The 22,277-nt window shown below is 70.6% G+C and carries 20 protein-coding genes; 9 read left to right on the top strand and 11 right to left on the bottom strand.

All coding sequences use genetic code 11. The features are described from left to right. The coding region (locus tag ACFYV1_RS32505) for an ALF repeat-containing protein (RefSeq protein ID WP_389399233.1) at positions 1 to 490 on the bottom strand (490 nt) is incomplete at its 3' end. Positions 491 to 846: 356 nt separating this feature from the next. On the opposite strand from ACFYV1_RS32505, the gene ACFYV1_RS32510 reads away from it, so the two are divergent. Beyond that, positions 847 to 1,605: a hypothetical protein gene (locus ACFYV1_RS32510; RefSeq protein WP_389399234.1), complete on the top strand. Its 759-nt coding sequence runs from the start codon at positions 847 to 849 to the stop codon at positions 1,603 to 1,605. 65 nt (positions 1,606 to 1,670) lie between these two features. On the opposite strand, the gene ACFYV1_RS32515 is transcribed toward ACFYV1_RS32510, so the two are convergent. The 3 genes from ACFYV1_RS32515 to ACFYV1_RS32525 all read right to left on the bottom strand — a co-directional run bounded on the left by ACFYV1_RS32515 (position 1,671) and on the right by ACFYV1_RS32525 (position 3,773). Beyond that, complete coding sequence (locus tag ACFYV1_RS32515; protein WP_389399235.1) at positions 1,671 to 1,997, bottom strand: hypothetical protein; 327 nt, start codon at positions 1,995 to 1,997, stop codon at positions 1,671 to 1,673. A gap of 49 nt (positions 1,998 to 2,046) precedes the next feature. After that, a complete protein-coding gene (locus ACFYV1_RS32520; protein WP_389399236.1) occupies positions 2,047 to 3,060 on the bottom strand; it encodes a helix-turn-helix domain-containing protein in 1,014 nt (337 codons plus the stop codon). 281 nt (positions 3,061 to 3,341) lie between these two features. After that, on the bottom strand, positions 3,342 to 3,773 hold the full coding sequence (locus ACFYV1_RS32525) for an ATP-binding protein (RefSeq protein WP_389399237.1): 432 nt from the start codon (positions 3,771 to 3,773) through the stop codon (positions 3,342 to 3,344). 141 nt (positions 3,774 to 3,914) lie between these two features. Here ACFYV1_RS32525 and ACFYV1_RS32530 point away from each other — a divergent pair, with 141 nt between their 5' ends. Genes ACFYV1_RS32530 through ACFYV1_RS32540 form a run of 3 tightly spaced genes read left to right on the top strand, consistent with a single transcriptional unit; the run spans position 3,915 to position 5,186 of the window. Continuing rightward, positions 3,915 to 4,766 (top strand): helix-turn-helix domain-containing protein, encoded by an 852-nt coding sequence (locus ACFYV1_RS32530; protein WP_389399238.1) that lies wholly within the window; start codon positions 3,915 to 3,917, stop codon positions 4,764 to 4,766. Then, positions 4,763 to 4,969, top strand: a complete 207-nt coding sequence (locus ACFYV1_RS32535) for a DUF397 domain-containing protein (RefSeq protein WP_389399239.1) — start codon at positions 4,763 to 4,765, stop codon at positions 4,967 to 4,969. The genes ACFYV1_RS32530 and ACFYV1_RS32535 overlap by 4 nt, the downstream gene beginning before the upstream one ends. A gap of 10 nt (positions 4,970 to 4,979) precedes the next feature. After that, entirely contained in the window at positions 4,980 to 5,186 is a 207-nt protein-coding gene (locus ACFYV1_RS32540; protein WP_389399240.1) for a DUF397 domain-containing protein, read from the top strand. 43 nt (positions 5,187 to 5,229) lie between these two features. Here ACFYV1_RS32540 and ACFYV1_RS32545 read toward each other — a convergent pair whose 3' ends face one another. Together ACFYV1_RS32545 and ACFYV1_RS32550 are read right to left on the bottom strand one after the other, a co-directional pair. After that, positions 5,230 to 6,825: a peptidoglycan-binding protein gene (locus ACFYV1_RS32545; protein ID WP_389399241.1), complete on the bottom strand. Its 1,596-nt coding sequence runs from the start codon at positions 6,823 to 6,825 to the stop codon at positions 5,230 to 5,232. A gap of 223 nt (positions 6,826 to 7,048) precedes the next feature. After that, positions 7,049 to 8,323 (bottom strand): LCP family protein, encoded by a 1,275-nt coding sequence (locus ACFYV1_RS32550; protein ID WP_389399242.1) that lies wholly within the window; start codon positions 8,321 to 8,323, stop codon positions 7,049 to 7,051. Positions 8,324 to 8,431: 108 nt separating this feature from the next. On the opposite strand from ACFYV1_RS32550, the gene ACFYV1_RS32555 reads away from it, so the two are divergent. Then, the gene (locus ACFYV1_RS32555; RefSeq protein ID WP_389399243.1) at positions 8,432 to 8,980 is read left to right on the top strand and encodes an acyl-CoA thioesterase; all 549 of its coding nucleotides are present in this window, start codon (positions 8,432 to 8,434) and stop codon (positions 8,978 to 8,980) included. Positions 8,981 to 9,023: 43 nt separating this feature from the next. On the opposite strand, the gene ACFYV1_RS32560 is transcribed toward ACFYV1_RS32555, so the two are convergent. Next, entirely contained in the window at positions 9,024 to 10,655 is a 1,632-nt protein-coding gene (locus ACFYV1_RS32560) for an LCP family protein (protein ID WP_389399244.1), read from the bottom strand. Positions 10,656 to 10,716: 61 nt separating this feature from the next. Between ACFYV1_RS32560 and ACFYV1_RS32565 the strand changes: the two genes are divergently transcribed. Beyond that, positions 10,717 to 11,730 carry a glycosyltransferase family 2 protein gene (locus ACFYV1_RS32565; RefSeq protein ID WP_389399245.1) on the top strand — a complete coding sequence of 338 codons (1,014 nt, stop codon included), beginning with the start codon at positions 10,717 to 10,719 and terminating at the stop codon, positions 11,728 to 11,730. Between the two features lie 70 nt (positions 11,731 to 11,800). Here the strand turns inward: ACFYV1_RS32565 and ACFYV1_RS32570 are convergent, their stop codons facing one another. The 4 genes from ACFYV1_RS32570 to ACFYV1_RS32585 all read right to left on the bottom strand — a co-directional run bounded on the left by ACFYV1_RS32570 (position 11,801) and on the right by ACFYV1_RS32585 (position 18,310). Then, positions 11,801 to 13,501: an LCP family protein gene (locus ACFYV1_RS32570; protein ID WP_389399246.1), complete on the bottom strand. Its 1,701-nt coding sequence runs from the start codon at positions 13,499 to 13,501 to the stop codon at positions 11,801 to 11,803. Between the two features lie 65 nt (positions 13,502 to 13,566). Beyond that, positions 13,567 to 15,381 carry an LCP family protein gene (locus ACFYV1_RS32575; protein ID WP_389399247.1) on the bottom strand — a complete coding sequence of 605 codons (1,815 nt, stop codon included), beginning with the start codon at positions 15,379 to 15,381 and terminating at the stop codon, positions 13,567 to 13,569. Between the two features lie 222 nt (positions 15,382 to 15,603). Then, positions 15,604 to 17,373 carry an LCP family protein gene (locus ACFYV1_RS32580; RefSeq protein WP_389399248.1) on the bottom strand — a complete coding sequence of 590 codons (1,770 nt, stop codon included), beginning with the start codon at positions 17,371 to 17,373 and terminating at the stop codon, positions 15,604 to 15,606. 184 nt (positions 17,374 to 17,557) lie between these two features. Beyond that, positions 17,558 to 18,310, bottom strand: coding sequence for a TIGR03089 family protein (locus ACFYV1_RS32585; protein ID WP_389399249.1), 753 nt, complete (start codon positions 18,308 to 18,310; stop codon positions 17,558 to 17,560). Between the two features lie 139 nt (positions 18,311 to 18,449). Here ACFYV1_RS32585 and ACFYV1_RS32590 point away from each other — a divergent pair, with 139 nt between their 5' ends. The 3 genes from ACFYV1_RS32590 (at position 18,450) to ACFYV1_RS32600 (ending at position 22,066) form a co-directional block, all read left to right on the top strand. After that, a complete protein-coding gene (locus ACFYV1_RS32590; RefSeq protein WP_389399250.1) occupies positions 18,450 to 19,838 on the top strand; it encodes a peptidoglycan recognition protein in 1,389 nt (462 codons plus the stop codon). 93 nt (positions 19,839 to 19,931) lie between these two features. Further along, positions 19,932 to 21,023 carry a sugar phosphate nucleotidyltransferase gene (locus ACFYV1_RS32595; RefSeq protein WP_389399251.1) on the top strand — a complete coding sequence of 364 codons (1,092 nt, stop codon included), beginning with the start codon at positions 19,932 to 19,934 and terminating at the stop codon, positions 21,021 to 21,023. Between the two features lie 23 nt (positions 21,024 to 21,046). Further along, positions 21,047 to 22,066, top strand: coding sequence for a DNA-3-methyladenine glycosylase family protein (locus ACFYV1_RS32600; protein ID WP_389399252.1), 1,020 nt, complete (start codon positions 21,047 to 21,049; stop codon positions 22,064 to 22,066). The last annotated feature ends 211 nt before the right edge of the window (positions 22,067 to 22,277 follow it).

The raw sequence follows: 22,277 nt of genomic DNA on the forward strand, positions 1-22,277 counted from the left end.
GAGCGGGTCCGGCGCCGTTGAGGAGCCGGACGATCTCGACCTTGTTGTCCTCGTCCCTGGCGGTGTGCTGCCCGGTCTCGAGGAAGGCGACGCGGTCCGCGGGGGTGCCTTCCAGCGCGGCGCGGCCGGCCTTCTGCACACCGCGGCCGCCGGTGCTGATGATCTGGGTGATGAGAATGCGGTTGTCCTGGTCACGGGCGACGTGCTGGCCGGTCTCGAGGAACTCACGCATTGCGGCGGGACCCTGGTCGATGGCGGCGCTCCCCGCCTCGGCCAGTACGGAGCCGGGCTTGGCGGCGCCGATGATCCGCAGGATCTCGATCCGGTCCTTCTCCGCCTGCTCGTCCGCTCCGGAGAGGGACTGGTCGGGGGAGGTGGGGGCGGACGGCGCCGACGGCGTGGTGTCCTGTGCGAGGGCGGGCGACGCCAGGAGGACGGCCGGAGCAATGGCGGCGACGGTGACGGCCGAGGCGATCCGGGACAGCTTCAAGAAAAACTCCCACGCTTTTCACATGATCTTCTTGGACGTTGCCAACTCTAGGTGAGCCCAGTGGGTCGATCGAACGGATTGTCGTGGCCCGCCAGTGCGTGCATCCTTTTGGATCGCCGCTCCATCTTGAGTGTGATGCCGCGCGGATGCGCGGCATCAAACGGCAGGCGACGTACGGCTACTCCCACCATCGCTTCGAGATACGGGGCCGACTGTCCTCCTGCCTGCACATCCCCCGGCTGACCTGCTCGGCCCCGGCCGCAGTCGATCCCGTACTCCGTGCTGAGGATGAGCGAGCCACCCGTGGCACCCTTGGTCACCAGTTCGCGGCAGGTCAGATGAGGTGGCATCCGCCCATGAGAATCACCATTGGCGACAACTGGACCGCCACCGTGGTGGGGGATCCGCTGCACATCGCCCCACGTTTCGATTTACGGGACTTCCGTGTACGTGTTGCGCCGTACACGGATGTCAAGGAACGCGGGCAGTTCCTTCTGGACACCTTCGGCAGCCAGCCGTGGCTGTGGGACACGCCCGATGAGCTCCGGTTCAAGCCGGCGGACCGGGAACTGGTCGGCGCCGAGTTTCAAATCGCAGGCGAGGCGGCTGATTCCGAAGACGCCGCCCGTGTTCCCGCTGCACCCGCGATCCGCCCGGGCGGCCTTCGTGCGGACGAGGCCCGGGACTTTCGCCTGGAGGCGACCACGGAGCTCTGCCGTGCGTCCGGGGACTCCGCACTGACCTGTCCGCGCGACCTCGACGTCCTCGACGAGCCGTTGGAGGCCCGCATCGGCATCGCGCCCGACGTGGCGCTCCTCGTCCAGCGCGGCACCGTCGTCGGCTGGAGTCTCACGGATCCCGTGCGCTACCTCACCACCGGCTTCGCCGCCCCCGACCCGGCTCCCGTCGCCTCGGCCACTAGGCTGCTGTTCACCGCATGCCTGGACTTGCTCACCACGCCGGTGCTCGACGCGGTGAGGGACCGGGATCCGGTCGCCCTGGCCCGGCTCCGGGCACTCGATGAGGCTCTGCGCAACCAGCGTGAGGACCGTCACCGAGTCGAGGCCCTCCTGGCGCTTATCGGCGAACTGGCCGAGGACTACGGCAACTTGTGACGGCGAGTCACATCAGACATCCGAGGTGAGGCGGTCTCCCCTCGGAGCGTGGATACCGCCGGGCGTCAGGCGGGGGTCGTGTCGTCGCCCACGATGCGAAGGGCCGGGCGTTCGACGGCGAACTCGCCGATCTCCAGGGCCGCCTCGCGCCACTGGGCGGCGCTTTCGAGCAGGTACGCGCTGTCGTGGCGGTAGCCGGGTGGAGGCGAGTCCGGGGTGGTGGGCCAGAGCATGGTGACGGCGAAGCGGACCGCGTGAAGGGCCGAACCGACGTGCGCGTCGGCGCTCTTCGGCAGGCGGACCAGCAACTGGAGCCGGTCGGCGAGGTCGGTGAGTTCGCCGTAGACCTGGGTGCACTGACGCGCGCGGGCGGTCTGGATGTCGTCGTTCACGGTTCCTCCGGTGTCTGGTGGGGTGGGGGGCGGGGCAGTCCCGCGCCGGTCAGGCGGCCTCGGCATCGGCTCGGTCTTCCGCCAAGGCCTTGGCCTCGGCGTGGGCCTCGGCGTCGGCCTTGGCCTGAGCCTCGAGTCGGCAGTCGAGGCAGAGGCCTGCATCCGGGGCGCGGAAGACGCGCGTGCACGTGCCCTCGCAGTCCTGCATGGGGTGGATGACTTCCGGCTCGGGAAGGTCGGGGAGGGGTGGCGGGAGAAGCGCGGTGAGGCGGTGGGCGAGGAATCCGGCGGGTTGCCGCAGGTGCTCGGGCAGGTCGGCGGTGAGGGCGCGACGTACGGCGTCGGGGGTGGCCTCGCGTTCCAGCCAGGCGGCGACGGCCGGGGCGAGGCGGCGGACATCGCGCTCGCCGAGGAGCAGCCGGGGTTCGTCGCGGCGCAGGCCGGCGAGGAGATCGGCGGCCACGCGGTGCCGCTCCAGGTCGGGGGAGTCCGGCTGGGGGAGCGGCGGACGAGGGGGAGCCGGTGCGGGTGCGGGTGCGGGTGCGGGCTCGGGTGCGGGCGTCGGGACCTGTGGCGGTACGGGGCTGGGGGCGGTCGCTGCCGGTGGCCCGGCCGGTGCGGGCTGCGGTGCCGGTGCCGGTGGCCCGGCCGGTGCGGGCACCGGGGGCTGGTGTGGCGGCTGGGCGACGGGGGTGGCCGCGTCCGGTTGGTTGTACGAGATCGTCCGCGTCACGACCCTGCCGTCCGGCAGCCGCTCCGGCGTGCGCGTCAGGTAGCGGTGTTCCTCCAGCTCCCGCAGGGCGGAGGCGATCCGGGCCTCGCTCTCCGGGAAACGGTCGGTGAGCACCTTGATGCCGACTTTCGCCCCGTCGGGCAGCGACTGGATGTGCACGGCGAGCCCGATCGCGGTGAGCGACAACTGCCCGTGCTGGGCCAGGTGGTTGCCGACGATCGTGAAGCGGTTGGTGTGGATCGCGTTGACGTGGATCACGCCGAAGGCGGTGACACGGCCGGGAACGCGGGACGAGGCGCGCGAGGGCGCGCTAACCTGCTGGGTGTCCATCGGGAAGCTCCGAACTTCCTCGGTGGTCAGGCCCTCGATCGGGATGCCAGTCCCGGCCGGGGGCCGTCGCATGTCTGGGGTTGTCGCCACGAGCATATGCCCACCAACCCGCCGTAAATCCAGCCAGATTGGACGATGTCACCCGGGAGAGTGAGGGGGCGGGGTTGGGTGGGGTGGGTGGGTTTACCCGTTTCTTTAAAGCCTTCTTTGGTCTTTATGCATCGTGCGCCGCCGCGTCGCGGAGCACCGGGTCCTGGCCCTCCGCGATCCGGTCCGACCGGCTACGGAGCAAGATCAAGCTCCGCCCAGACGGTCTTTCGAGGTGCCGGACCGGGCGTCACGTCCCACCGGTCGGCGAGCGCTGCGACGATCAGCAGCCCGCGTCCGCCCTCGGAGTCGGCGGTGGAGCTCGCGGACGTACGCGGCAGGCGGTCGCCACGCGTGTCGGTGACGGCGATGCGCAGCCGCTTGCCGCCGGCCTCGACGCCGAGTTCGAGCCGGAAGTCCCGGCCGGGCACGCGGCCGTGGACCGCCGCGTTGCTCGCCAGTTCGGCGACGATCTGTGCGGCCGCTTCCGACGGCAGGCCCCAGGAGGTCAGTTGGGCCGTGGTGAGCAGCCGCGCGAGCCGGGCTCCCCTGCGGGTGGGGGAGAGCAGCACGGTGAACTGCCGGGCATAAGCGGAGGTTTCGGTTCGGGTGATTTCCTGATTCACGTCACTCAGCGTGGCCGGATCACGCGTACGCTGAACAGAGCGACGCGTGTACGGACAGTCACTGTCCGGCCCGGCTCAAGACGTGTCCATCCGGTACGGCGTCGGACCAGGCAGCGTGGAAACGGGTGGAGGCGGTGTCGTATGGCAGAGGCGTGCGCGGATGAGTCGGACCGGGACGTCGAGTGGGACGACGACGACTCGGGTGCGGTGATCGCGGCGGTCGGCCGCCAGGTCAGGCTGTGGCGGGAGGCCGCGGGCATGCGCGCGGCGGAGCTGGGCGCGGCGATCGGTTACGGCGAGAACCAGGTGTACAAGGTCGAGGTCGGCAAGCGGATTCCGAAGCCGGAGTTCCTGGACAAGGCGGACGAGGTCCTGGGCGCGGGCGGCAAGTTGGCCGCGATGAAGAAGGACGTGGCGGAGGCGAGGTACCCGAAGAAGGTCCGCGACCTGGCGAAGCTTGAGCGCGACGCGGTCGAACTCGGCGCGTACAGCAACCACAACCTGCACGGGTTGCTCCAGACCGAGGAGTACGCCCGCGCGCTGTACGAGATGCGTCGGCCCTCGTACAGCGCTGACCAGATCGACCGTCATGTGGCGGGTCGCGTGGGACGGCAGGAGATCTTTGAGCGCGAACCCCTCACGATGCTGACATTCGTACTGGAAGAAGTGACGGTCGCCCGTCCGCTCGGGGGCGCAATGGTTGCGCGTCGTCAGCTCGAACACCTACTGGAAATCGGCCGCTTGCGGCATGTGGAGATCCAGGTGATGCCGACGGATCGTGAGGATCACGCAGGCATGGGTGGCCAGTTCCAACTGCTGAAGTTCGACGACGGTACGGCAGTGGCACACTGGGAAGGCCAGCTGTCGAACCGCCTGATCTCCGACCCGAAGGAGGTCCGGATCATCGAGCTGCGGTACGGAATCATCCGGGCGCAGGCTCTCACCCCACGAGAGTCTCTGGCCTTCATCGAGAAAGCGCTGGGAGAGAGATGACCCGCAAGACCTCAGTCGGAGATGGCTCCGCGCTGGAGTGGTTCAAGAGCAGCTACAGCAGCAACGACGGCCCGGAGTGCGTCGAGGTCGCGGTTGCTCCTACCGCCATGCACGTGCGCGACTCCAAGAACGTGCCCGGTCCCGAGCTGGGTTTCACGCCCGCCGTCTGGACAGACTTCCTTACCTACGCGTCCGGAAGCTGATGGGGGAATCATGACCATGGAGCCCTCCATCAAAGGCGGGTCCACGCACGAGTGGTTCAAGAGCAGCTACAGCACCAATGACGGCCCGGACTGCGTCGAGGTCGCGACCGGCACCGGCACGGTCCACGTCCGCGACTCCAAGGACGTGCCCGGCCCGCAACTGGGCTTCACCACCGACGCGTGGACGGACTTCGTGACGTACACGTCCGGCGGCTGACCCCAGCGTGCGCCCCGCCCCCGGCGGGGGCGGGGCGCGGGCGTCAGCGGCCCGCCTGCAGGGCGGTCCAGGTGCCCGAGCCGACGATGCCGTCCACCACCAGGCCGCGGCTGCTCTGGTAGGAGCGGACCGCGGAGTCGGTGGCTGCGCCGAAGCTGCCGTCGATGGCCACGGTCTTGCCGAGCGCGGCCGTCAGCGCCCGCTGCAGCCGCTTGACCGCCTCACCCGTGCTGCCGAGACGGAGCGTCGGCCGGTCACCGGCGGAGAGCAGCGCGGTCCAGGTCTTCCGGCCCACCACACCGTCCGCGGTGAGCTTCCGCGACGACTGGAAGGCCTTCACCGCGCTCAGGGTCGTCGGCCCGAACTGACCGTCCACCGCACCAGGGTCGAAGGACTGCGACTTCAGCAGCGTCTGCAGCGCCTTGACGTGGGCGCCGGTCGCACCGTACTGAAGCGTCGGGTACGAGCTGAAGCTGATGCCGTCCACGCTGCCGGAGGTGCCGCCGACCAGCTGCATGTAGTAGGTCCAGTTCCAGTGCGGACCGGGGTCGGTGTGGTCGTTGTCGGGGAGCTCGTTGTGACCGACGACGTGCGCCCGGTCCTTGGGTATGCCGTAGGTGTCGCACAGGTGCTTGGTGAGCGCCGCCGACGAGCGGTACATCGAGTCGGTGAACCAGCTCGGGTTGTCCACCCAGCCCTCGTGCTCGATGCCGAGGGACGAGGAGTTGGCGGAGCGGGCGTGCCAGGCGGTGTCCCGGTTGCGGACCATCTGCGTGATCTGACCGTCCGAGGACCGGATCACGTAGTGCGCGCTGACGTTCGCGGAGGGGTTCTGGAACCAGCTGATCGCTCCGGCGTACGAGCCCTGGGTGACGTGGACGACGACCTTGTTGATGGCCGCCGAACGTCCGGCCGTGTAGTTGCTCGTCGAGGCCGGTACCCACAGGGCCGGCCCGTAGTCGGTGCTCTGGATGCCGAGCGAGGCACCGCTCGCGTCGGCGTACGCGCCCTTGTCGGGGCTGACCGGCCGCCCGACGACGACGACCTCCTCCGTGCCGCGCGTGCCGCCCGGCCGGGCGAGCAGGCCGCCCGCGAGGACGTCGTAGACGCTGTCGGCGTACAGGGCGGCGGCCTGCTCGCCTGCGCCGCTGTAGCGGGCAACAGCCGGGTACCAGGCGTTCGGGTCACGGCGCTCGGCAGCGCTCAGCCCGAGGTCGTCGGCGTAGGAGTGCAGGACGGCGGCGGCGCCGTGGATGTTGGCAGCCGTGTCGGTGCGCAGGAGGGAGAGCGGTCGGCCCGTGAGCGCGGCGGCCTCACGCAGTGTGCGGTTGCCGGGGTTGTCGGCGAGGTGCATGACGCCGAACCCGTTCGCCTGGCTCGGGGCGCCGTTGTGGCCGTCGAGATGCGTCTCGCTCCAGCCGAGGGCGACGAGCAGATCGCGGGGGACGTCGTGGCGGGCGGCGGCCTCCGCGAAGGCGTGGCCGACGGGACCGTGCCCGGCCCGGTCGGTCGCGGCCCTCGGCGCGTGGGATGAGGCCGAGGCGGCGGGGACCGAGGTGAGGGCGAGACCGGAGACGGTCGCGACGACGAGGGCCGCCGTGGTGAGGCGTCGGCGGGTTGCTGCCTTGCACAGGTACATGGGGGCTCCTGGGAGTGGCGGGACAGCAGTCGGCAAAACATGGGCATGACAAGCATGCTTGTCCAACTCACCTTGCACCTACGCGCGTTGACAACTCAAGGATGACAGGGCGGTCCGTCGGGCATCGGCAGGAAGATGTCACAGGGAAAGGGCCGGTCCCGGTCCGCGGACGCCGAAGGGCCCGCACCGCGCCGAGCGCGATACGGGCCCCAGGGCAAGGCCGTCACTTGTCCGTGACGGTGACCTTCTCGTCGTTCTGGATCTGCTTGACCAGCTGCTGCACCTTCGCCTTGTCCCAGACCAGGTTGCCGCCGCGACTGCCCGACGTCGGCATGTTGAGCGACGTGCCCTCGCCGTCAGTGACGCCCTTCATCGCGAAGAACATCTCGCCCAGGTCGAACAGCGACATGTCCTTGTCGACGATCAGGGTGTCCAGACCCGCGCCCATCACGGGGTACAGCTTGAACGGGTTGAGGATCGTGCCGGGCGTCGCCGCCTGGCTCGCCAGCGCAGAAAGGAACTTCTGCTGGTTCTTGGTGCGCGCCAGGTCCGACTCGGCGAAGGCGTAGCGGGTGCGGACGAAAGCCAGCGCCTGCTCCCCGTCGAGGGTCTGCTTGCCGGCCTGGAAGTCGGCACCGGACTTCTTGTCCTTGAAGCCCTTCTCGATGTTCATCTCGACACCGCCGAGGGCGTCCACGATGTTCGCGAAGCCCGCGAAGCCGATCTCGGCGTAGTGGTCGATGCGCAGCCCGGTGTTGTGCTCGACGGTGCGGACGAGCAGTTCGGGCCCGTCCTCCGCGTAGGCCGCGTTCAGCTTGGTCCTGCGGCCCTGGTTCGGGAACTTCTTGCCCGACTCGGACCCGATGAAGGACGGTATCTCCACGTCCGAGTCGCGCGGCAGGGACACCATGGTGTTCCCGCTGCCGCAGGCCGCGAGAATCATCATCGAGTCGGTGCGCTTGCCCGCCGCGTCACCGGTGTGGAGCTTCTTCTTCTCCTCGGCGGACATGCCCTCACGGCTGTCCGAGCCGACGATCAGATACGTGGTGCAGTCACCCTCCGCAGGCCGTTCGATGACCTTGGCGAGGTCGACCTCGCGGCGCACCTTCGAGTCGGCCCAGAAGTACGTACCGATGGTCGTGCCGAGCACGGCCACGAGCACGACGATCGAGCCGATCTTGAGCCTGCGCCGCCAGTCGGGCGCGGGGCCCGGCTGCCGCGGCGGTCTGCCCTGCGGAGGGACGCCGCCGCCACCGCGGCCCGCGCCGCTGTAGACCTGGCCCGTGTTGTAGCCGCTGTCGTAGCCGGGCTCCGCGTACCCCTGGTCGTAACCGCGGGGCTGCTGCGGGGGAACCCCGCCCTGCTGCGGGGCGGCCGGGCGCTGGACGTGGCGCATGACACGCGCGCCCTCGGGCTGCGCACCGGCGCTGCCGCGCCCGTAGCCGCGTGCATTGCCGTTGCCGCGCTCGTCGGTCCACCCATCGGGCCAGTCATTCATGCGGAACAGTGTGCAGGGCGCGGCGGCCACCCAGACAGGGTGGGTGGGGAATCGCACCAGGGCTGTAGCGAAGCTGATGCATTTCCGCCCCGGCATATGGTGGACGCCATGACAGATCAGGCCCAGCGCCCGGAGGACGAAATTCCGGGCAAGCCCACTTCGGCATCCCGTACCACCCTCAGCCACATCATGACCGGAAGTGACACGAACCTCCTCGGCACCGTGCACGGCGGCGTGATCATGAAACTGGTGGACGACGCCGCCGGAGCCGTCGCGGGCCGGCACTCGGAAGGGCCGGCGGTCACCGCCTCGATGGACGAGATGGTGTTTCTGGAGCCGGTCAGGGTGGGCGACCTGGTCCATGTGAAGGCACAGGTCAACTGGACCGGCCGGTCCTCCATGGAGGTCGGCGTACGGGTCCTGGCCGAGCGCTGGAACGAGTCCACGCCGGCGACCCAGGTCGGCAGCGCCTATCTGGTCTTCGCGGCCGTGGACGCGGACGGCAAGCCCCGGCCGGTACCGCACGTGGTGCCCGAGACCGAGCGGGACCAGCGGCGCTACCAGGAGGCGCAGATCCGGCGTACGCACCGGCTGGCCAGGCGCCGGGCGATCCGTGAGCTGCGTGAGAAGCGCGCCGCCGAGGGCATGGAGGACTGAGCCTCGCGGCTCGGGGGCACTCGCGGCTCAAGGGCACTCGCGCTCAGGGGCAGACGACCTGGTCGCCCGTCACCGCGCCGAACCTGCCGGGGTGCGGCTCCTGGGCCCGCACGGGGTTGACGGATTCGAAGTCGGCTCCTGCCATCACCTTCAGCGTCTGCCCCTGGCCCTTCACCGGGCGCAGCTCCGCGCCGGGCAGCGCCGCCTGGAGCGACTTCGCCGAGCGGTCCCACCGTGGGTCGTACATCACATAGGTGCGCTTCACCCGCCCGTCGCCGCCGCCCTGCGGATCGCGCGTGGTGTTGAAGCCCAGGTCGTGCAGGGCCTTGTCCACCTTGGCCCCGAGGCCCGCGGAGTCCGTCCCGTTGTAGACCTGCACATGGATCTGCTCGGGGGAGACGTCGACGACGGTGGCCTTGGGGCGCTTCGGGCGGTGCGGGGCGAGCGGCTTGTCCTCACGCAGCAGCCCGAACAGTTCCTTCGCCCTGGCGTCGTCCCACTTCACGGTGGAGCCGACGCCCTTGACGTGGAACCCGGGGTCCCCGATGGGTACGGAGGTGAACTCGGAGGAGGCCGGCGTGAAGCCCCGCATGGCCTTGCGCAGGGCCAGGATCTCCGGGGTGCCGAAGTTCTTGTCGGCGCGCACCGAGCCGAGCAGGGTCGAGGTGACCTTCCGGAACCTGACGGGGTTGAGCAGGACCCCGCTGCTGGTCGCCCGGTCGACGAAGGCGGCCAGGAAGCGCTGCTGCCGTTGCATCCTGCCCAGGTCGGCGGCGCCGTCGACATGGCGTGAGCGCACGTACTGCAGTGCCTCCCCGCCGCTCAGCCTGTGCGTGCCGACCGGCAGGTCCAGGCCGGTGTGCGAGTCCTTCAGCGGCCTGGCGGTGCAGATGTCCACGCCGCCCACCACGTCCACGGTCTTCATGAAACTGGTGAAGTCGACCTCCAGGTAGTGGTCGATCTTCACCTTCGTCATGTGCTCGACCGTTCGCACGGTCAGACCGGGGCCGCCCTCCGCGTAGGCGGCGTTCAGTTTCACGGGGTGCGGTTTGTGGTGCTTGCCGGTGGTGCTGTCGGTGTGCTCGGGAATCTCCGCGTAACTGTCCCGTGGCAGGCTGACCACGCTGGCCCGTTCCCGGTCCTGCGAGACATGCACCAGCATGATCGTGTCGGTGCAGTTGCAGGGCGCGCCGCCGAGCCGGTACTTCTCCTTCTCCGCCGCCGTGATCTTGTCCCGGCCGTCGGTGCCGACGACGAGGATGTTCATGCCGCGACCGCCGTCCGGGCGGTTCTTCATGTCCCGGAACGGATCGATCCGGTTGATCCCGGTTTCAAGGTTGGTGATCACGGCGTGCCCGATGCCACCCACGCCCAGCACCAGAACCGAGAGCGACGTCACGATCCGCCGGCCCCAGCGCGGCGGCGTCCCGCGCCCGTCCCGCGCCGCCGGTCGGTCTCCCCGGCCTCCGGCCGCCCTCTGCCCGGGCCGTCCTCCCCGCCCCGCACCCTGTGCCGACCGCCGCGCGGCGGGCCGTCCGTCGGTGCCGCGGCGCTGCGGCTCCTGACGGGGGCGAGGACGCGGGCCGGGCTGTCGGGGAGGCCCGGGCGGTCGGGGCGGTCGGGGCAAGAGGACACCTCCGCGGACGACAGGGGATCCCACGCACCGTAGGCCCATACGATCTGCGACACCGGCTGCCGCGCCTGGAGGTCCCCCGTTCGCGGTAACGTGGCGGGCGATGAACGCCACGCCCGCTGTCTCCGTGATCATGCCGGTCCTCAACGAGGAGCGGCATCTGCGCAACTCCGTCCGCCACATCCTCGAGCAGGAGTACGACGGAGAGATGGAGGTGGTGATCGCGCTCGGACCGTCCACGGACCGCACCGACGAGATCGCCGCCGAACTCGTACGGGAGGACCCCCGGGTCCAGACCGTGCCGAACCCGACCGGCCGCACCCCGGCCGCGCTGAACGCCGCCATCGAGGCTTCGCACCACCCCGTCGTGGTGCGCGTCGACGGCCATGGCATGCTCTCGCCGAACTACATCGCGACCGCCGTGCGCCTGCTGGAGGAGACCGGCGCGCAGAACGTCGGCGGCATCATGCACGCCGAGGGCGAGAACGCGTGGGAGGAAGCGGTCGCCGCCGCCATGACCTCGAAGGTCGGCGTCGGCAACGCGGCCTTCCACACCGGTGGCCAGGCCGGCCCCGCGGAGACCGTGTACCTCGGCGTCTTCCGTCGTGAGGCGCTGGAGCAGCAGGGCGGCTACAACATCGAGTTCATCCGCGCCCAGGACTGGGAGTTGAACTACCGCATCCGTGAGGCCGGCGGCCTGATCTGGTTCTCGCCGGAGCTGAAGGTCCAGTACCGTCCGCGGCCGTCCGTACGGGCGCTCGCCAAGCAGTACAAGGACTACGGCCGCTGGCGCCACGTCGTCGCGCGCTATCACGCCGGCTCGATCAACCTGCGCTACCTGGCGCCGCCGACCGCGCTCTGCGCCATCGCCGCGGGCGTCGTCGCGGGTGCCGCGCTGACGCCGTGGGCGTTCGTCGTCCCCGCCGGCTACCTCGCGGCGATCACGGCCGGCTCGGTCCCGGCGGGCAAGGGCCTCTCGCTGAAGGCGCGACTGCAGATCCCGGTGGCTCTGGCGACCATGCACATGTCGTGGGGGTACGGCTTCCTCACCAGCCCGCGCTCGCTGGCGAAGAAGGTCATCGCCAGCCGCCGCCCGTCGGTGAAGTCCGCCGCCTGACGCGCTCCGGACCCGGACAGGCCACAGGGCCCGGTCGCCACGGCGACCGGGCCCTGTGGGCGTCCTGCTGCTACCAGGTGTAGCCCTCCTGGACCGGCATGCACGCGTCGTCCTTGTCGCCCTGGAGGATGTTCGCCGTGTCCGGAGTCTTGTCGTCGGTCTTGCCGGACGACTTCGGATAGGCGTCGCCCTCGCGCCAGTCGGCGCCGACGATCAGCTGGATGCCGGTGGCGTCCGTCGACCTCTTCACCGAACCCGCCGGAATGCCGAGGGCCTTGGCGACCGCCTTCGCGTCGCCCTCCAGCTCCGCGTTGGAGTACAGCACGACCGTCGTCTTCTGCGGATCCAGCGTGTTGTCGGCCTTGGCGAGGGTGAAGCCCTTGTCGGTGAGGAGCCCGGTGACGGCCGTCGCACGGCCCTGCTCGGCGAACCGGCCGTCGCCGCCGGTGCCGTTGCGCACCATGACCGGGATCTCCGCGGGGGCGGCAGCGGGGTCCTTCGACTCGGCGGGCTTCGGCGGGGGCTTCTTCGGCCCCTTGCCGTCCAGCGGAATGTCCTCGCGCACCAAACGGAACAGCTGCTCGGCGTCACCCGGGAGGGGTTCCACCTTGCCCTCGAGACCCGGCCGCTTGCTGTAGAAGTTCGGCATGGTCGTCATGGTGATGCGGGAGGTCGGCACGCTCTTGAGCTGCGTTCCCAGGTCGAAGAGGTCCTTCACCGTGTCGATGCCCTTGTCGACGGTGAGCGAGTCGATGGCCGCCGTCGCGAGTTTGCGCAGCTTGTTGGGGTCGGTGAGCTTGGTGTTCTTGCGCAGCTCGCGGACCATCGAGTTCATGTACATGTGCTGACCGTGCGCACGGGCCAGGTCGGTTCCGTCGTCGAACCCGTACCGGGTGCGCAGCCACTGCAGCGCCTGCTCGCCCTGGATGTACGTCGTGCCCTTCTCCAGCTTCAGGCCGGAGCCCTTGCCGTCCCAGCTGCGGGAATGGATGTTCTCCTCCACACAGACCGGGACGCCGCCGATGGCGTCGGCCATCGAGATCACACCCGCGAAGTCGATCATCATGAAGTGGTCGATGGTGATACCGGTGAGCTCGTACCAGGTGGCGACCGTGCATCCCGGACCGCCGCGGCCGAGGGACTCGTTGGTCAGCGCGACTTCCTTGGCGGGGAAGGTCTTGCCGGTGTCCGGGTCGGTGCACTCCGGGATCTTCACGATCGTGTCCCGAGGCATGCTGACGACCGAGATGTTGCTGCGGTCAGCCGAGAGGTGCACCAGCATCTGCACGTCGGCGAGCGGCGTTCCGCCGAAGGTCTCCTTCGCGCCGCCGAGCTTCTGGTTCGCCTCGGTGTCCCGCGCGTCGGAGCCGATCAGCAGGATGTTCAGCGGGGTCTGCCCGGCCGCGTTCGCCTTGTGGTCGGGCATCGCGTCGCCGAGCGTCAGATCGTCCTTCTTGAGCTTGCTGTTCAGGTGCTCGTAGTACAGGTACCCCGCCCCCGCGGTACCCAGCACCACCACCGCGACGGTGATCGCGACACCGCGGAGTATTCGGCGCTTGCCACGTTTCGCGCGGCGGCGGGCACCGCCTCGCCGGTGGCTCCCGCCCGACGCCTCCGCCGCGTCGCCCGCCGAGGGGTCCGCGGGGACCTGCTCGTCGTCGGGAGCCGTACGAGCGCCCGGGACGCGCCCGGGCTCGTCGTCGTACAGCCCGTCGTTCCAGCCGAGATCGCCGGCCTCCTCGACGCGTTCCCGGGTCCCCTCCCCACGCACGCTGCTTCTTCCCACCCCTGGTCCCCCCTGTGTTCAGGCCCGCCCCATGAGCCGTTTCCGCGGCGTCACTTGGCGCATACCTGCTTGTCGGCTTCGATTCGCGTCACGTCGTCCGGCAGCTTCGCCGGACCCGTGATGGGCACCCCTGCGCCCTTGAAATCCGGACCGAGGGTCAGCGTCATCGCCTGCAGCCCCTCGGCGTCCTGTGTGCCGGGCTTGAGCGCCGCGGCGGGCAGGCCCATGAGGTCCGCGAGCTTGCGGGCCTGGTCCGCCTGGTTCGGTGCGTACTCGAGGGTCGTCCTTGCGACGTCCGCCGGTGCGTTGCCCTTGTTGGAGGACTTCAGCACACCCTCGGTGTTCTGCAGCCAGTCGAGCGTCTTCTGGGCGGAGCCCTGGGGTCCGCCGCCGTTGAGCACGTCGACACGGACGTCGGAGGCCTCCGCTCTGGTTCCCTCGAGGAGGGCGTTCTGCTTCTCCTGGGCCGCGTCCTTGGCGGCCTGCTTCTGCTGCTCTACCTCGGTGAGGGAGATGTCCTCGCGGACCATGGCGAACAGCTGCTCGGCCTTGGCCTCGTCGAGCACGACGGTTGCCTTGACCTTCTCCGTCGGGTTGTCCTTCACCGGCACGGTGGCGAAGGTCAGGTTCTTCATCTCGAACTTGCCGAGCTCCAGACCCAGGTCACGGAGCTTCATGATGTCGTCGATCTTGGAGTCGACGGTCAGTGCCTTGGTGCCGGCCTCCGCCAGCTTCACCAGCTTCGTCGGGCTGGTGAGGGTGTCGTTCGACTTGAGCTTGCGCATCAGTGAACTGAGGAACTGCTGCTGGAGTTTGATGCGGTCCAGGTCGCCGCCGAATCCGACCGCGTGCCGTGTGCGGACGAACGCGAGGGCCTGTTCGCCCTTGACGGTGTGCTCACCGGCCTCGAGGTTCAGCTTGGAGTCCTTGTCCTTTATGTCCTTGTCGAGGCAGATGGGTACGCCGCCGACGGCCGAGCTCAGCGTCTTGACCGCGTTGAAGTCGGCCACCATGAAGTGGTCGGGCGTGATGCCGGTGATCTCGGTGACCGTGCGCATGGTGCAGCTCGGCGTACGGCCGGACTGGCCCAGACTGATGTTGAACCGGGCGTTCTGCTGTCCGGGGATGGTCTTGGTGGACCCGTCCTCCTGGGTGGTCGGACAGTCCGGGATGTCGGTGACCAGGTCGCGCGGGATGCTCAACGCCGTCGCGTTGGTGCGGTCCTTGGACACATGAAGCAGCACGGTGGTGTCCGCGTGGCCCGCGCTGTTCCGGTCGCCGTAGCCCTCGTTGCCCGCGCCGGTGCGCTTGTCCGTGCCGATCACCAGGATGTTGATCGGCCGGTCCTTGCTGAAGCCACCGGTGCTCGCGCCGTCGTCGGGGAGCGCCTGAATGTTCGAGTTGAGGTGCTCGTAATAGAGGTATCCGGCCGTCGCCGTGCCGACGAGCAGCAGCGCGAGGGTGCCGGACGTCCACAGCAGCGCCTTCTTCTTGCCCGACTTGGCCTGCTTGCGCTTGCGCCTGCCGGCCTGCTGCTGCGCCGCCCTGCCGCCGGAGGCGTCCTGGGCGCGGCGGCTGCGCTGGCCCGGGACCTCGGTGGCGGGGGTGGCCGTACGGCGCCTGGAACCGCCCTCGGTCGCCGCGCTCCGCGCGGCGTCGCCACGGCGGCCGGCCCCCCTGGACCCGGCCCCCCTGGACCCGTCACTTCTGGACCCGGCACTTCTGGAAGCTGAGCCTCTGGCGGAGGGGATCGACTGCGGTGCGGATTGTTCCAGTCGCAGTTCGTAGTTGCCGGTCTGCGGGTTGAGTACCCACTGGTCGGCGGGGTCGATCTCGTCCGCCTGCCCACGGCTTTGCGCATCCACGGTTGCTTGAGTCCTCCGTCGGTGCCACGCGAAGCGCCTCCCCCGACAGGCGCTCGGTCCTTCGATTCAGCAGTGCGCGACACAGGGGTCGGAAGCACCGGATCGCGTCACACTATCCGCCAAGTTCAGCGTCGAGCGACGCCCGTGACAAATTCCACGTCCCTTACAAGCGGGCAATACGCCCAATCCGTCTGCACTCTCTGCTTCCGTTTGGCCATTGCTTTACTCACACATCCCTTCGGCGGCATTGGTACCGGGAAATGTCGGTGTCGGGCTCGGTCCGGTGGTCCCGTCCGCGTCGGGCTCCCCGGTGGCCCCGTCGCGTTCCTGCTCGTCGCCGGGTACGACGGTGACGGAGGCGTCCTCGCGCAGACTCTTGAAAAGCTGGTCCGCCTCTGGCTGGACGAGCTCGTCGCGGTTCGGGTTCGCGGAGTGCGGCTTCCGCGGAACGGTGAGGAATTGGACCTTTTCGGTCGGAATGCTGCGAATTGAACGGGTCAGATCGTAGAGATCCCTGAGCGAATCCAGGCCGGGATCGGTGGTGATCGACTTGGTGGCCGCGTCGAGCACCGGGTACAGCCGCGTCGGATTGAGCAGTACGCCGTTGCTCTGCACCTTCTTGACCAGGGCGCCCAAGAACTGCTGCTGGCGCTCCATGCGCTCCGTGTCGCTGCCGTTCCCGAGCGTCTTGCGCGCCCGCACGAACCCGAGGGCCTGCTCGCCGTGGAGCGTCTGCGGCCCGGCCGGCAGCTTGAGACGTGCGGCCTTGTCGTCGATCGGCTCCTTCAGACACACCTCCACGCCGTCCACGGCGTCGACCATGTCCTTGAAGCCGCGGAAGTCGATCACCATGTGGTGGTCGACACGGATGCCGGTGAACTTCTCGACCGTACGGATCGTGCAGGCCGCGCCGCCGAGCTGGAAGGCCGAGTTGAACTGCGCCATCTGCTCCTCGGTGCGGCTGCCGTCCGGCTTTCCGCAACTCGGGACGGTGACCATCAGGTCGCGTGGGATCGACATCGCCGTCGCGCTCTCGTGGTCCGCCGCGATGTGCAGCAGGATCGTGGTGTCGGAGCGCTGGCTGCCGCCGCCCTCGTCACGGCCGTACTCGTCGTTGCCCTCTCCGGACCGGGTGTCGGAACCGAGGAGCAGGATGTTCTGGGCGTCGACGGCGAGCGGGGTGGGACGTTCCTTCTCGTACGTCTCCAGTTCTGCGGCGGCGGTGGTGTCGGTGGTGATGTTGGAGTCGAGCTTCCGGTAGAACCACCAGCCCGCCCCGGCGGCCGCGAGGACGACGAGCGAGGTGCCGAGCGCGGCCCAGCGCATCCAATGCCGTGGACGCCGCTCGCCGCCACCACTCGGGTCGTCGCCGGAACCGTCCCCGCCGGAGCCGCCGCCGGACCCCCGCCCGTCGCCGCGTCCGTTCCGCGGGCCGTCTTCGCGGCCGGAGGCGCCGTCGTCCGCGCCGCCCCTGCCTTCGCCGGGAACGTGGCCGTCGGCGGGCCCGGGTCCGGCGTCCCCGCCCGTGCCCTCCACGCCTTCCGCGTCGTCGGCATCGGCATGCGGCGTGCCGTCCGTCCGCTCCCCGGCGGTGTCCGCCCGGACGTCCGGGCCGATCCGCGATGTGGCCGAGTCCCGGCCGGCGTCGGGCAGTTCGTCGTCCGTGACGTCGTCCCCGATGTGCCCAGCGGTCCGGTCCGCGGCGGCGGACCGCGCGTCGGCCGGGTCGTCGCCGGTCCTCCCGGCACCTCGCGGGCCGCGGGAGGCCCCGTTCGGGGAACCCGCCCCCGTGGGCACGAGGTCCGCGTCGGCCCCGGCCGGCCCGCCGGGCTCAGCGGTCCCGACGGCGTCGGCGGACCGCCCGTCGGTCCGGTCGGCGGACCCGGTCGCGGCGAGGTCCCCGGACCCCGCGCTCTCGTCCGCGCCGGCGGACCGCGCGCTCTCGTCCGCGCCGGCGGAACCCGCGGGCCGCGTGCCGGCCTTGTCCGTCACGTGTGCGTCCATCCTTCGTGGCGTCGGCGGCGCGCTGGGCCGCCGATCGCTGGTCTAGACGGCTGAACCCCGCGCTTGGTTGTGCGTTGAAACACGCTTGTCGCCGATCATCCACCGGGGCAGGCCGCCCACCGGGGAGGGCCCGGCCCGACTGTGCGCCACACGAGTGGACGCCCGGCGCTTGTCATACCGCCGTGTCGGTGACCCGCTCGCTCTCGACGCGCTTGGCCAGTGCCTCCTCGGACAACTCGCCGAGATTGCGGCACAGCACGACGGAACCGCCGGACGCGAGAGGCGCGAACAGGCCGGCGGACAGCCCGTCCCAGGAGTCGTACGACTTCCCCGACAGCAGCCGCGACCCGGGCGCGAGACCGAGTCGCTCCGCGTCGGCACGGGCCTGCTCCACCAGTTCGGCACCGGTCAGTTCGACGCCGCCGACGGCCAGCGCGGGCTCGTCCGCGTCGACGGGCGCGTAGGCGGCGAACCGGTCGCCCTGCCCCGGTACCTCGACCGCGTAGTCGGCGTAGCCGGCCGGCGGTTCCGGAAAACGGCGTCCCAGCGGCGCCAGCGACAGCGCGATCCGGTCGCCGCCGCAGGCCAGCCCGGCGTCGAACTGGCCGGATCCGGCGACCACGCAGTCGGCTCGCGCGGCGTCACCGCCCACATCGGCGAGCACGCCCACGGAGGAACACGCGAGCAGCCAGACGGCACTCTGCCAGTGCGCCGGCAGCAGCAGCGCGAGCCGGTCGCCCGGCCCGGCGGAGAGATCGCCCTGGAGCAGATTGGCCGTCTTCGCCACCCAATTGGCGAAGGTGGCGACGGACAATTCCACGCGCTCACCGGTGGCGTCGTCGTAGAAGGTGACCAAGGGGCGTGCGGGGTCCGCGGCGAGCGCGGATCGCAGCAGGTCGGCAGGGGTGCGGTCGCTGGCGTTCACCCGCGCAAGCGTACGCCGCCGCCCGGGGGCCAAAGCGGCCGCTCGGGTGACGGTGTCCTCCGGTCGGACCGACGGCCCGTCAGCTCACCGGCGGTTTCCCGCCGCGCGAGGCCCCCCGCACCGGCACAGGATCCTTCCCATGCGTGGATACCTGGCTTCTTCCGTCGGAGTGGCGTGCGCGACCGCGCTCGTCCTCCCGCTCTCGCTCGCTTCCGGCGCGCTCGCCGCGCCCCTGCCGGCCGCCGCGGTCCCACAAGCACCGGACGTGCCCGGCTCGACCCAGTCCCTGCCACTGAAGGCCTTCGGCCAAACCCCCTCGGAACGCTCCCCCGGGACCACCGGGCAAGGCGCCCGTGAACAAGGACTCCCGGAACAGGACGTCGACCCGTTCTCCCTCGTCGGCGTCGTCTGGGAGGACGAGCTCACCGCACTCGAGGGCACCGTCGAGGTGCGTACCCGGGCCGTCGGCTCCGGCGTCTGGTCCGACTGGCAACAGGTCGAGACGCACAACTCGGAGCACGCGGCCGACCCCGGAACCGCGGAGAGCGAGTCGCGCACCGTACGCGGCTCCACCGCCCCGCTGTGGGTCGGCGCGTCGGACGGCGTGGAAGTACGCGTACGGGCCGACGACGGCAGCTCTCGAGGCCTCCCCGCCGGCATGCGCCTCGAACTCGTCGACCCCGGCGACGGTCCCGCCGCCCCCGGCACGGACACGGACACGGGCACGGGCGTGGGCACGGGCACGGAGACCGGCCCCGCCCCGGACACGGACCAGGCCGCGGGACCGGGCCCCGACACCACCGTCGGCCGCGGTCCCCTCGGCGGCCTCGAGATCCCGGCCCTCAACCAGGCCGACACGGAGGCCGAAGCGGCGGCGGCGGGCGACCTGCTCGCCGGCGACCTCGCCGCCGGAGCGAAGCCGTACATCGGACCGCGGCCGGGCATCGTCACCCGCAAGGGATGGGGCGCGGACGAGTCGTGGCGGGAGAAGGCGTTCGTCTACACCGGCTCGGTGAAGGCCGCGTTCGTCCACCACAGCGCCACCGGCAACAACTACACCTGCAAGCAGGCCCCCTCCGTTATCCGCAGTATCTACCGCTACCACACCAAGAGCAGCGGCTGGCGCGACATCGGCTACAACTTCGCCGTCGACAAGTGCGGAAACATCTACGAAGGCCGGGCAGGAGGCGTGGCCAAGCCCGTGCTCGGCGCGCACACCCTGGGTTTCAACACGAACAGCACGGGCATCGCCGTGCTCGGCACGTACAGTTCCACCAATCCTCCGCAGGCCGCGGTGAACGCGGTGGCCAAGCTGACGGCGTGGAAGCTCGGCCTGCACGGGATCAATCCGAAGGGCAAGGTGACGCTCACCTCGGCCGGCAGCGGCAAGTACGCGAAAGGCGTGAAGGTCAGCCTCAACGCCATCTCCGGCCACCGCGACGGCTACGTCACGGACTGCCCCGGAGGCCGCCTCTACAGCAAGCTCGGAGCCGCCAGAACGGCCTCGGCGAAGCTTCAGGGCCGCTGAGGGGGCACGGGGCCGGGCGCTGCTGACGCACCTCATAAACTGGCCGGTCCAACCCGCGACCGTGCCCGGCCCCAGCAGGAAGCAGAGAACGCATTGAACCAGGCCCCAGAAGCGATCCTCCTGGTCGGAGGCAAGGGCACCCGGCTGCGTCCGCTCACCGTCCGCACTCCGAAGCCGATGGTTCCGGCGGCGGGCGTGCCCTTCCTCACCCATCAACTCGCGCGTGCGCGGGCGGCGGGTGTCGAGCACATCGTGCTCGCCACGTCGTACCTCGCCGAGGTCTTCGAGCCGTACTTCGGTGACGGCTCCGCACTCGGCCTGCACCTGGAGTACGTGACGGAGGAGGAACCGCTCGGCACCGGCGGGGCCATCCGCAATGTGGCGTCCCGGCTGCGGTCGGGTCCCGACGACCCGGTCCTCGTCTTCAACGGGGACATCCTCACCGGCCTCGACATCGAGGCGCTCGTCGGCACCCACCGCTCGTCGGGCGCCGATGTCTCCCTCCACCTCACCCGGGTCGACGACCCGCGTGCGTTCGGCCTGGTGCCGACGGACGGGACCGGGCGCGTCACGGCGTTCCTCGAGAAGCCGCAGACGCCCGAGGAGATCGTCACCGACCAGATCAACGCGGGCGCGTACGTGTTCCGGCGGTCGGTCATCGACACGATCCCGGCGGGCCGGCCCGTCTCCGTCGAACGGGAGACCTTCCCGGAGCTGCTGAGCTCCGGGGCGCACCTCCAGGGCATGGTCGACTCCACCTACTGGCTGGACCTCGGCACCCCGCACGCCTTCGTACGCGGCTCCGCCGACCTGGTCCTCGGCCGCGCTCCGTCCCCGGCGGTGCCGGGCCGGCGCGGTGACCGGCTGGTCCTGCCGTCCGCGACGGTGGCACCGGGCGCCAAGCTGACCGGCGGCACGGTGGTCTGCGAGGGCGCGAGCGTCGGCGAGGACGCCCGGATCGACGGCAGTACGGTCCTGGCCGGCGCGGTCGTGGAAGCCGGCGCCGTGATCTCCGACTCACTCGTCGGCGCGGGCGCGCGCATCGGGGCCCGTACGGTGCTGGCCGGAGTGGTCGTCGGGGACGGCGCGGTCGTGGGCGAGGACAACGAGCTCCGGGACGGCGCGCGGGTGTGGTGCGACGCCGTGCTGCCGGCGGGCGCGGTCCGCTTCTCCTCCGACCAGTAGCCGGCGACCAGTAGCCTGGCCGCATGGCAGGGCGTTTCCAACCGGGTGCACCGGGCACGAGCCGCGCCACCGTACGCGGTGGCGCGACACGCGTACCCGCCGGGATACCGCGGCAGACCGCGGCCGGTGACGCCCCTCGTGTCCGGCGGTGGGAACCGCCGTGGCCGCTCGACCTCGGGCTGGTCCTCGGGCCGCTGCGACGGGGCCCGGCCGATCCCACCTTCCGTACGACGGCCGACGGATCGGTCTGGCGGGCCAGCCGTACGCCCGCCGGGCCCGGCACGTTGCGGGTCGCTTTTCGGGACGGCGCGGTGGCGGCACAGGCATGGGGGCCGGGTGCCGAGTGGCTGCTCGACGGTCTGCCCGACCTGCTCGGGGCGGCCGACGAACCCGAGGCGTTCACCCCGCGGCACCGACTGGTCGCCGCCTCGCAGCACCGCCGGCCGGGGCTGCGACTCCTGCGTACGGGGCTGGTCCTGGAGTCCCTGATCCCCTCGATCCTGGAACAGAAGATCACCACGGACGAGGCGTACCGGGCCTGGCGGCTGCTGGTCCGAAAGTACGGCGAACCGGCACCCGGCCCCGACAACGGCCTGGGGCTGCACGTCATGCCGGAGCCACGGACCTGGGCGCTCGTACCCTCCTGGGAATGGCACCGGGCAGGCGTCGACAACAAGCGCGCGTCGACGATCCTGCGCGCGGTGAAGGTGGCGCGCCGCATGGAGGAAGCAGCGGCGATGCCCGCCGAACAGGCCATGGCCAGGCTCGAGTTGATCCCCGGTATCGGCCCGTGGACCTCGGCGGAGGTCATCCAGCGCAGCAACGGCGCCGCCGACGCGGTCACGGTCGGCGACCTGCACCTGCCGCGCATCGTCGGCTACGCGCTGGCGGGGGAGCGCGACGCGGACGATGCGACGATGCTGGAACTGCTGGCCCCCTACGAGGGCCAACGCCACCGGGCGGCCCGCCTGATCCTTCTCTCCGCCCGTACGCCCCCGCGCCGCCAACCGAAGATGCGGCGGGTCGACATCGCGCAGTGGTGACCACCACGTCGCTGCGGACCGCCGCGGCCGCTGTGGGCGCCTGCTGCTCGTGCGGCGGGCCTGGTCCCTCCTTTCCCCACCCCTTCCGCTCCGGGGCAGGCCCCGGGCCCCCCGCCGCACCTACCGGGGGCTGTTCCGTCCTGCGGACGGTGTACAGGGCTTCGCACGGTGGCCTCGATCTCTCCCCCTCCGGCCTGGCGCGGGGGAAGTC

It is taken from the genome of Streptomyces sp. NPDC003023 (assembly GCF_042888225.1).
Classification (GTDB): domain Bacteria; phylum Actinomycetota; class Actinomycetes; order Streptomycetales; family Streptomycetaceae; genus Streptomyces.

Bases quoted from the DNA above. Each gene is read 5' to 3' on its own strand.
- ACFYV1_RS32510 (WP_389399234.1), top strand. From the start codon at position 847: ATGAGAATCACCATTGGCGACAACTGGACCGCCACCGTGGTGGGGGAT.
- ACFYV1_RS32520 (WP_389399236.1), bottom strand. From the start codon at position 3,060: ATGGACACCCAGCAGGTTAGCGCGCCCTCGCGCGCCTCGTCCCGCGTT.
- ACFYV1_RS32530 (WP_389399238.1), top strand. From the start codon at position 3,915: ATGGCAGAGGCGTGCGCGGATGAGTCGGACCGGGACGTCGAGTGGGAC.
- ACFYV1_RS32535 (WP_389399239.1), top strand. From the start codon at position 4,763: ATGACCCGCAAGACCTCAGTCGGAGATGGCTCCGCGCTGGAGTGGTTC.
- ACFYV1_RS32540 (WP_389399240.1), top strand. From the start codon at position 4,980: ATGACCATGGAGCCCTCCATCAAAGGCGGGTCCACGCACGAGTGGTTC.
- ACFYV1_RS32545 (WP_389399241.1), bottom strand. From the start codon at position 6,825: ATGTACCTGTGCAAGGCAGCAACCCGCCGACGCCTCACCACGGCGGCC.
- ACFYV1_RS32550 (WP_389399242.1), bottom strand. From the start codon at position 8,323: ATGAATGACTGGCCCGATGGGTGGACCGACGAGCGCGGCAACGGCAAT.
- ACFYV1_RS32555 (WP_389399243.1), top strand. From the start codon at position 8,432: ATGACAGATCAGGCCCAGCGCCCGGAGGACGAAATTCCGGGCAAGCCC.
- ACFYV1_RS32560 (WP_389399244.1), bottom strand. From the start codon at position 10,655: ATGGGCCTACGGTGCGTGGGATCCCCTGTCGTCCGCGGAGGTGTCCTC.
- ACFYV1_RS32565 (WP_389399245.1), top strand. From the start codon at position 10,717: ATGAACGCCACGCCCGCTGTCTCCGTGATCATGCCGGTCCTCAACGAG.
- ACFYV1_RS32590 (WP_389399250.1), top strand. From the start codon at position 18,450: ATGCGTGGATACCTGGCTTCTTCCGTCGGAGTGGCGTGCGCGACCGCG.
- ACFYV1_RS32600 (WP_389399252.1), top strand. From the start codon at position 21,047: ATGGCAGGGCGTTTCCAACCGGGTGCACCGGGCACGAGCCGCGCCACC.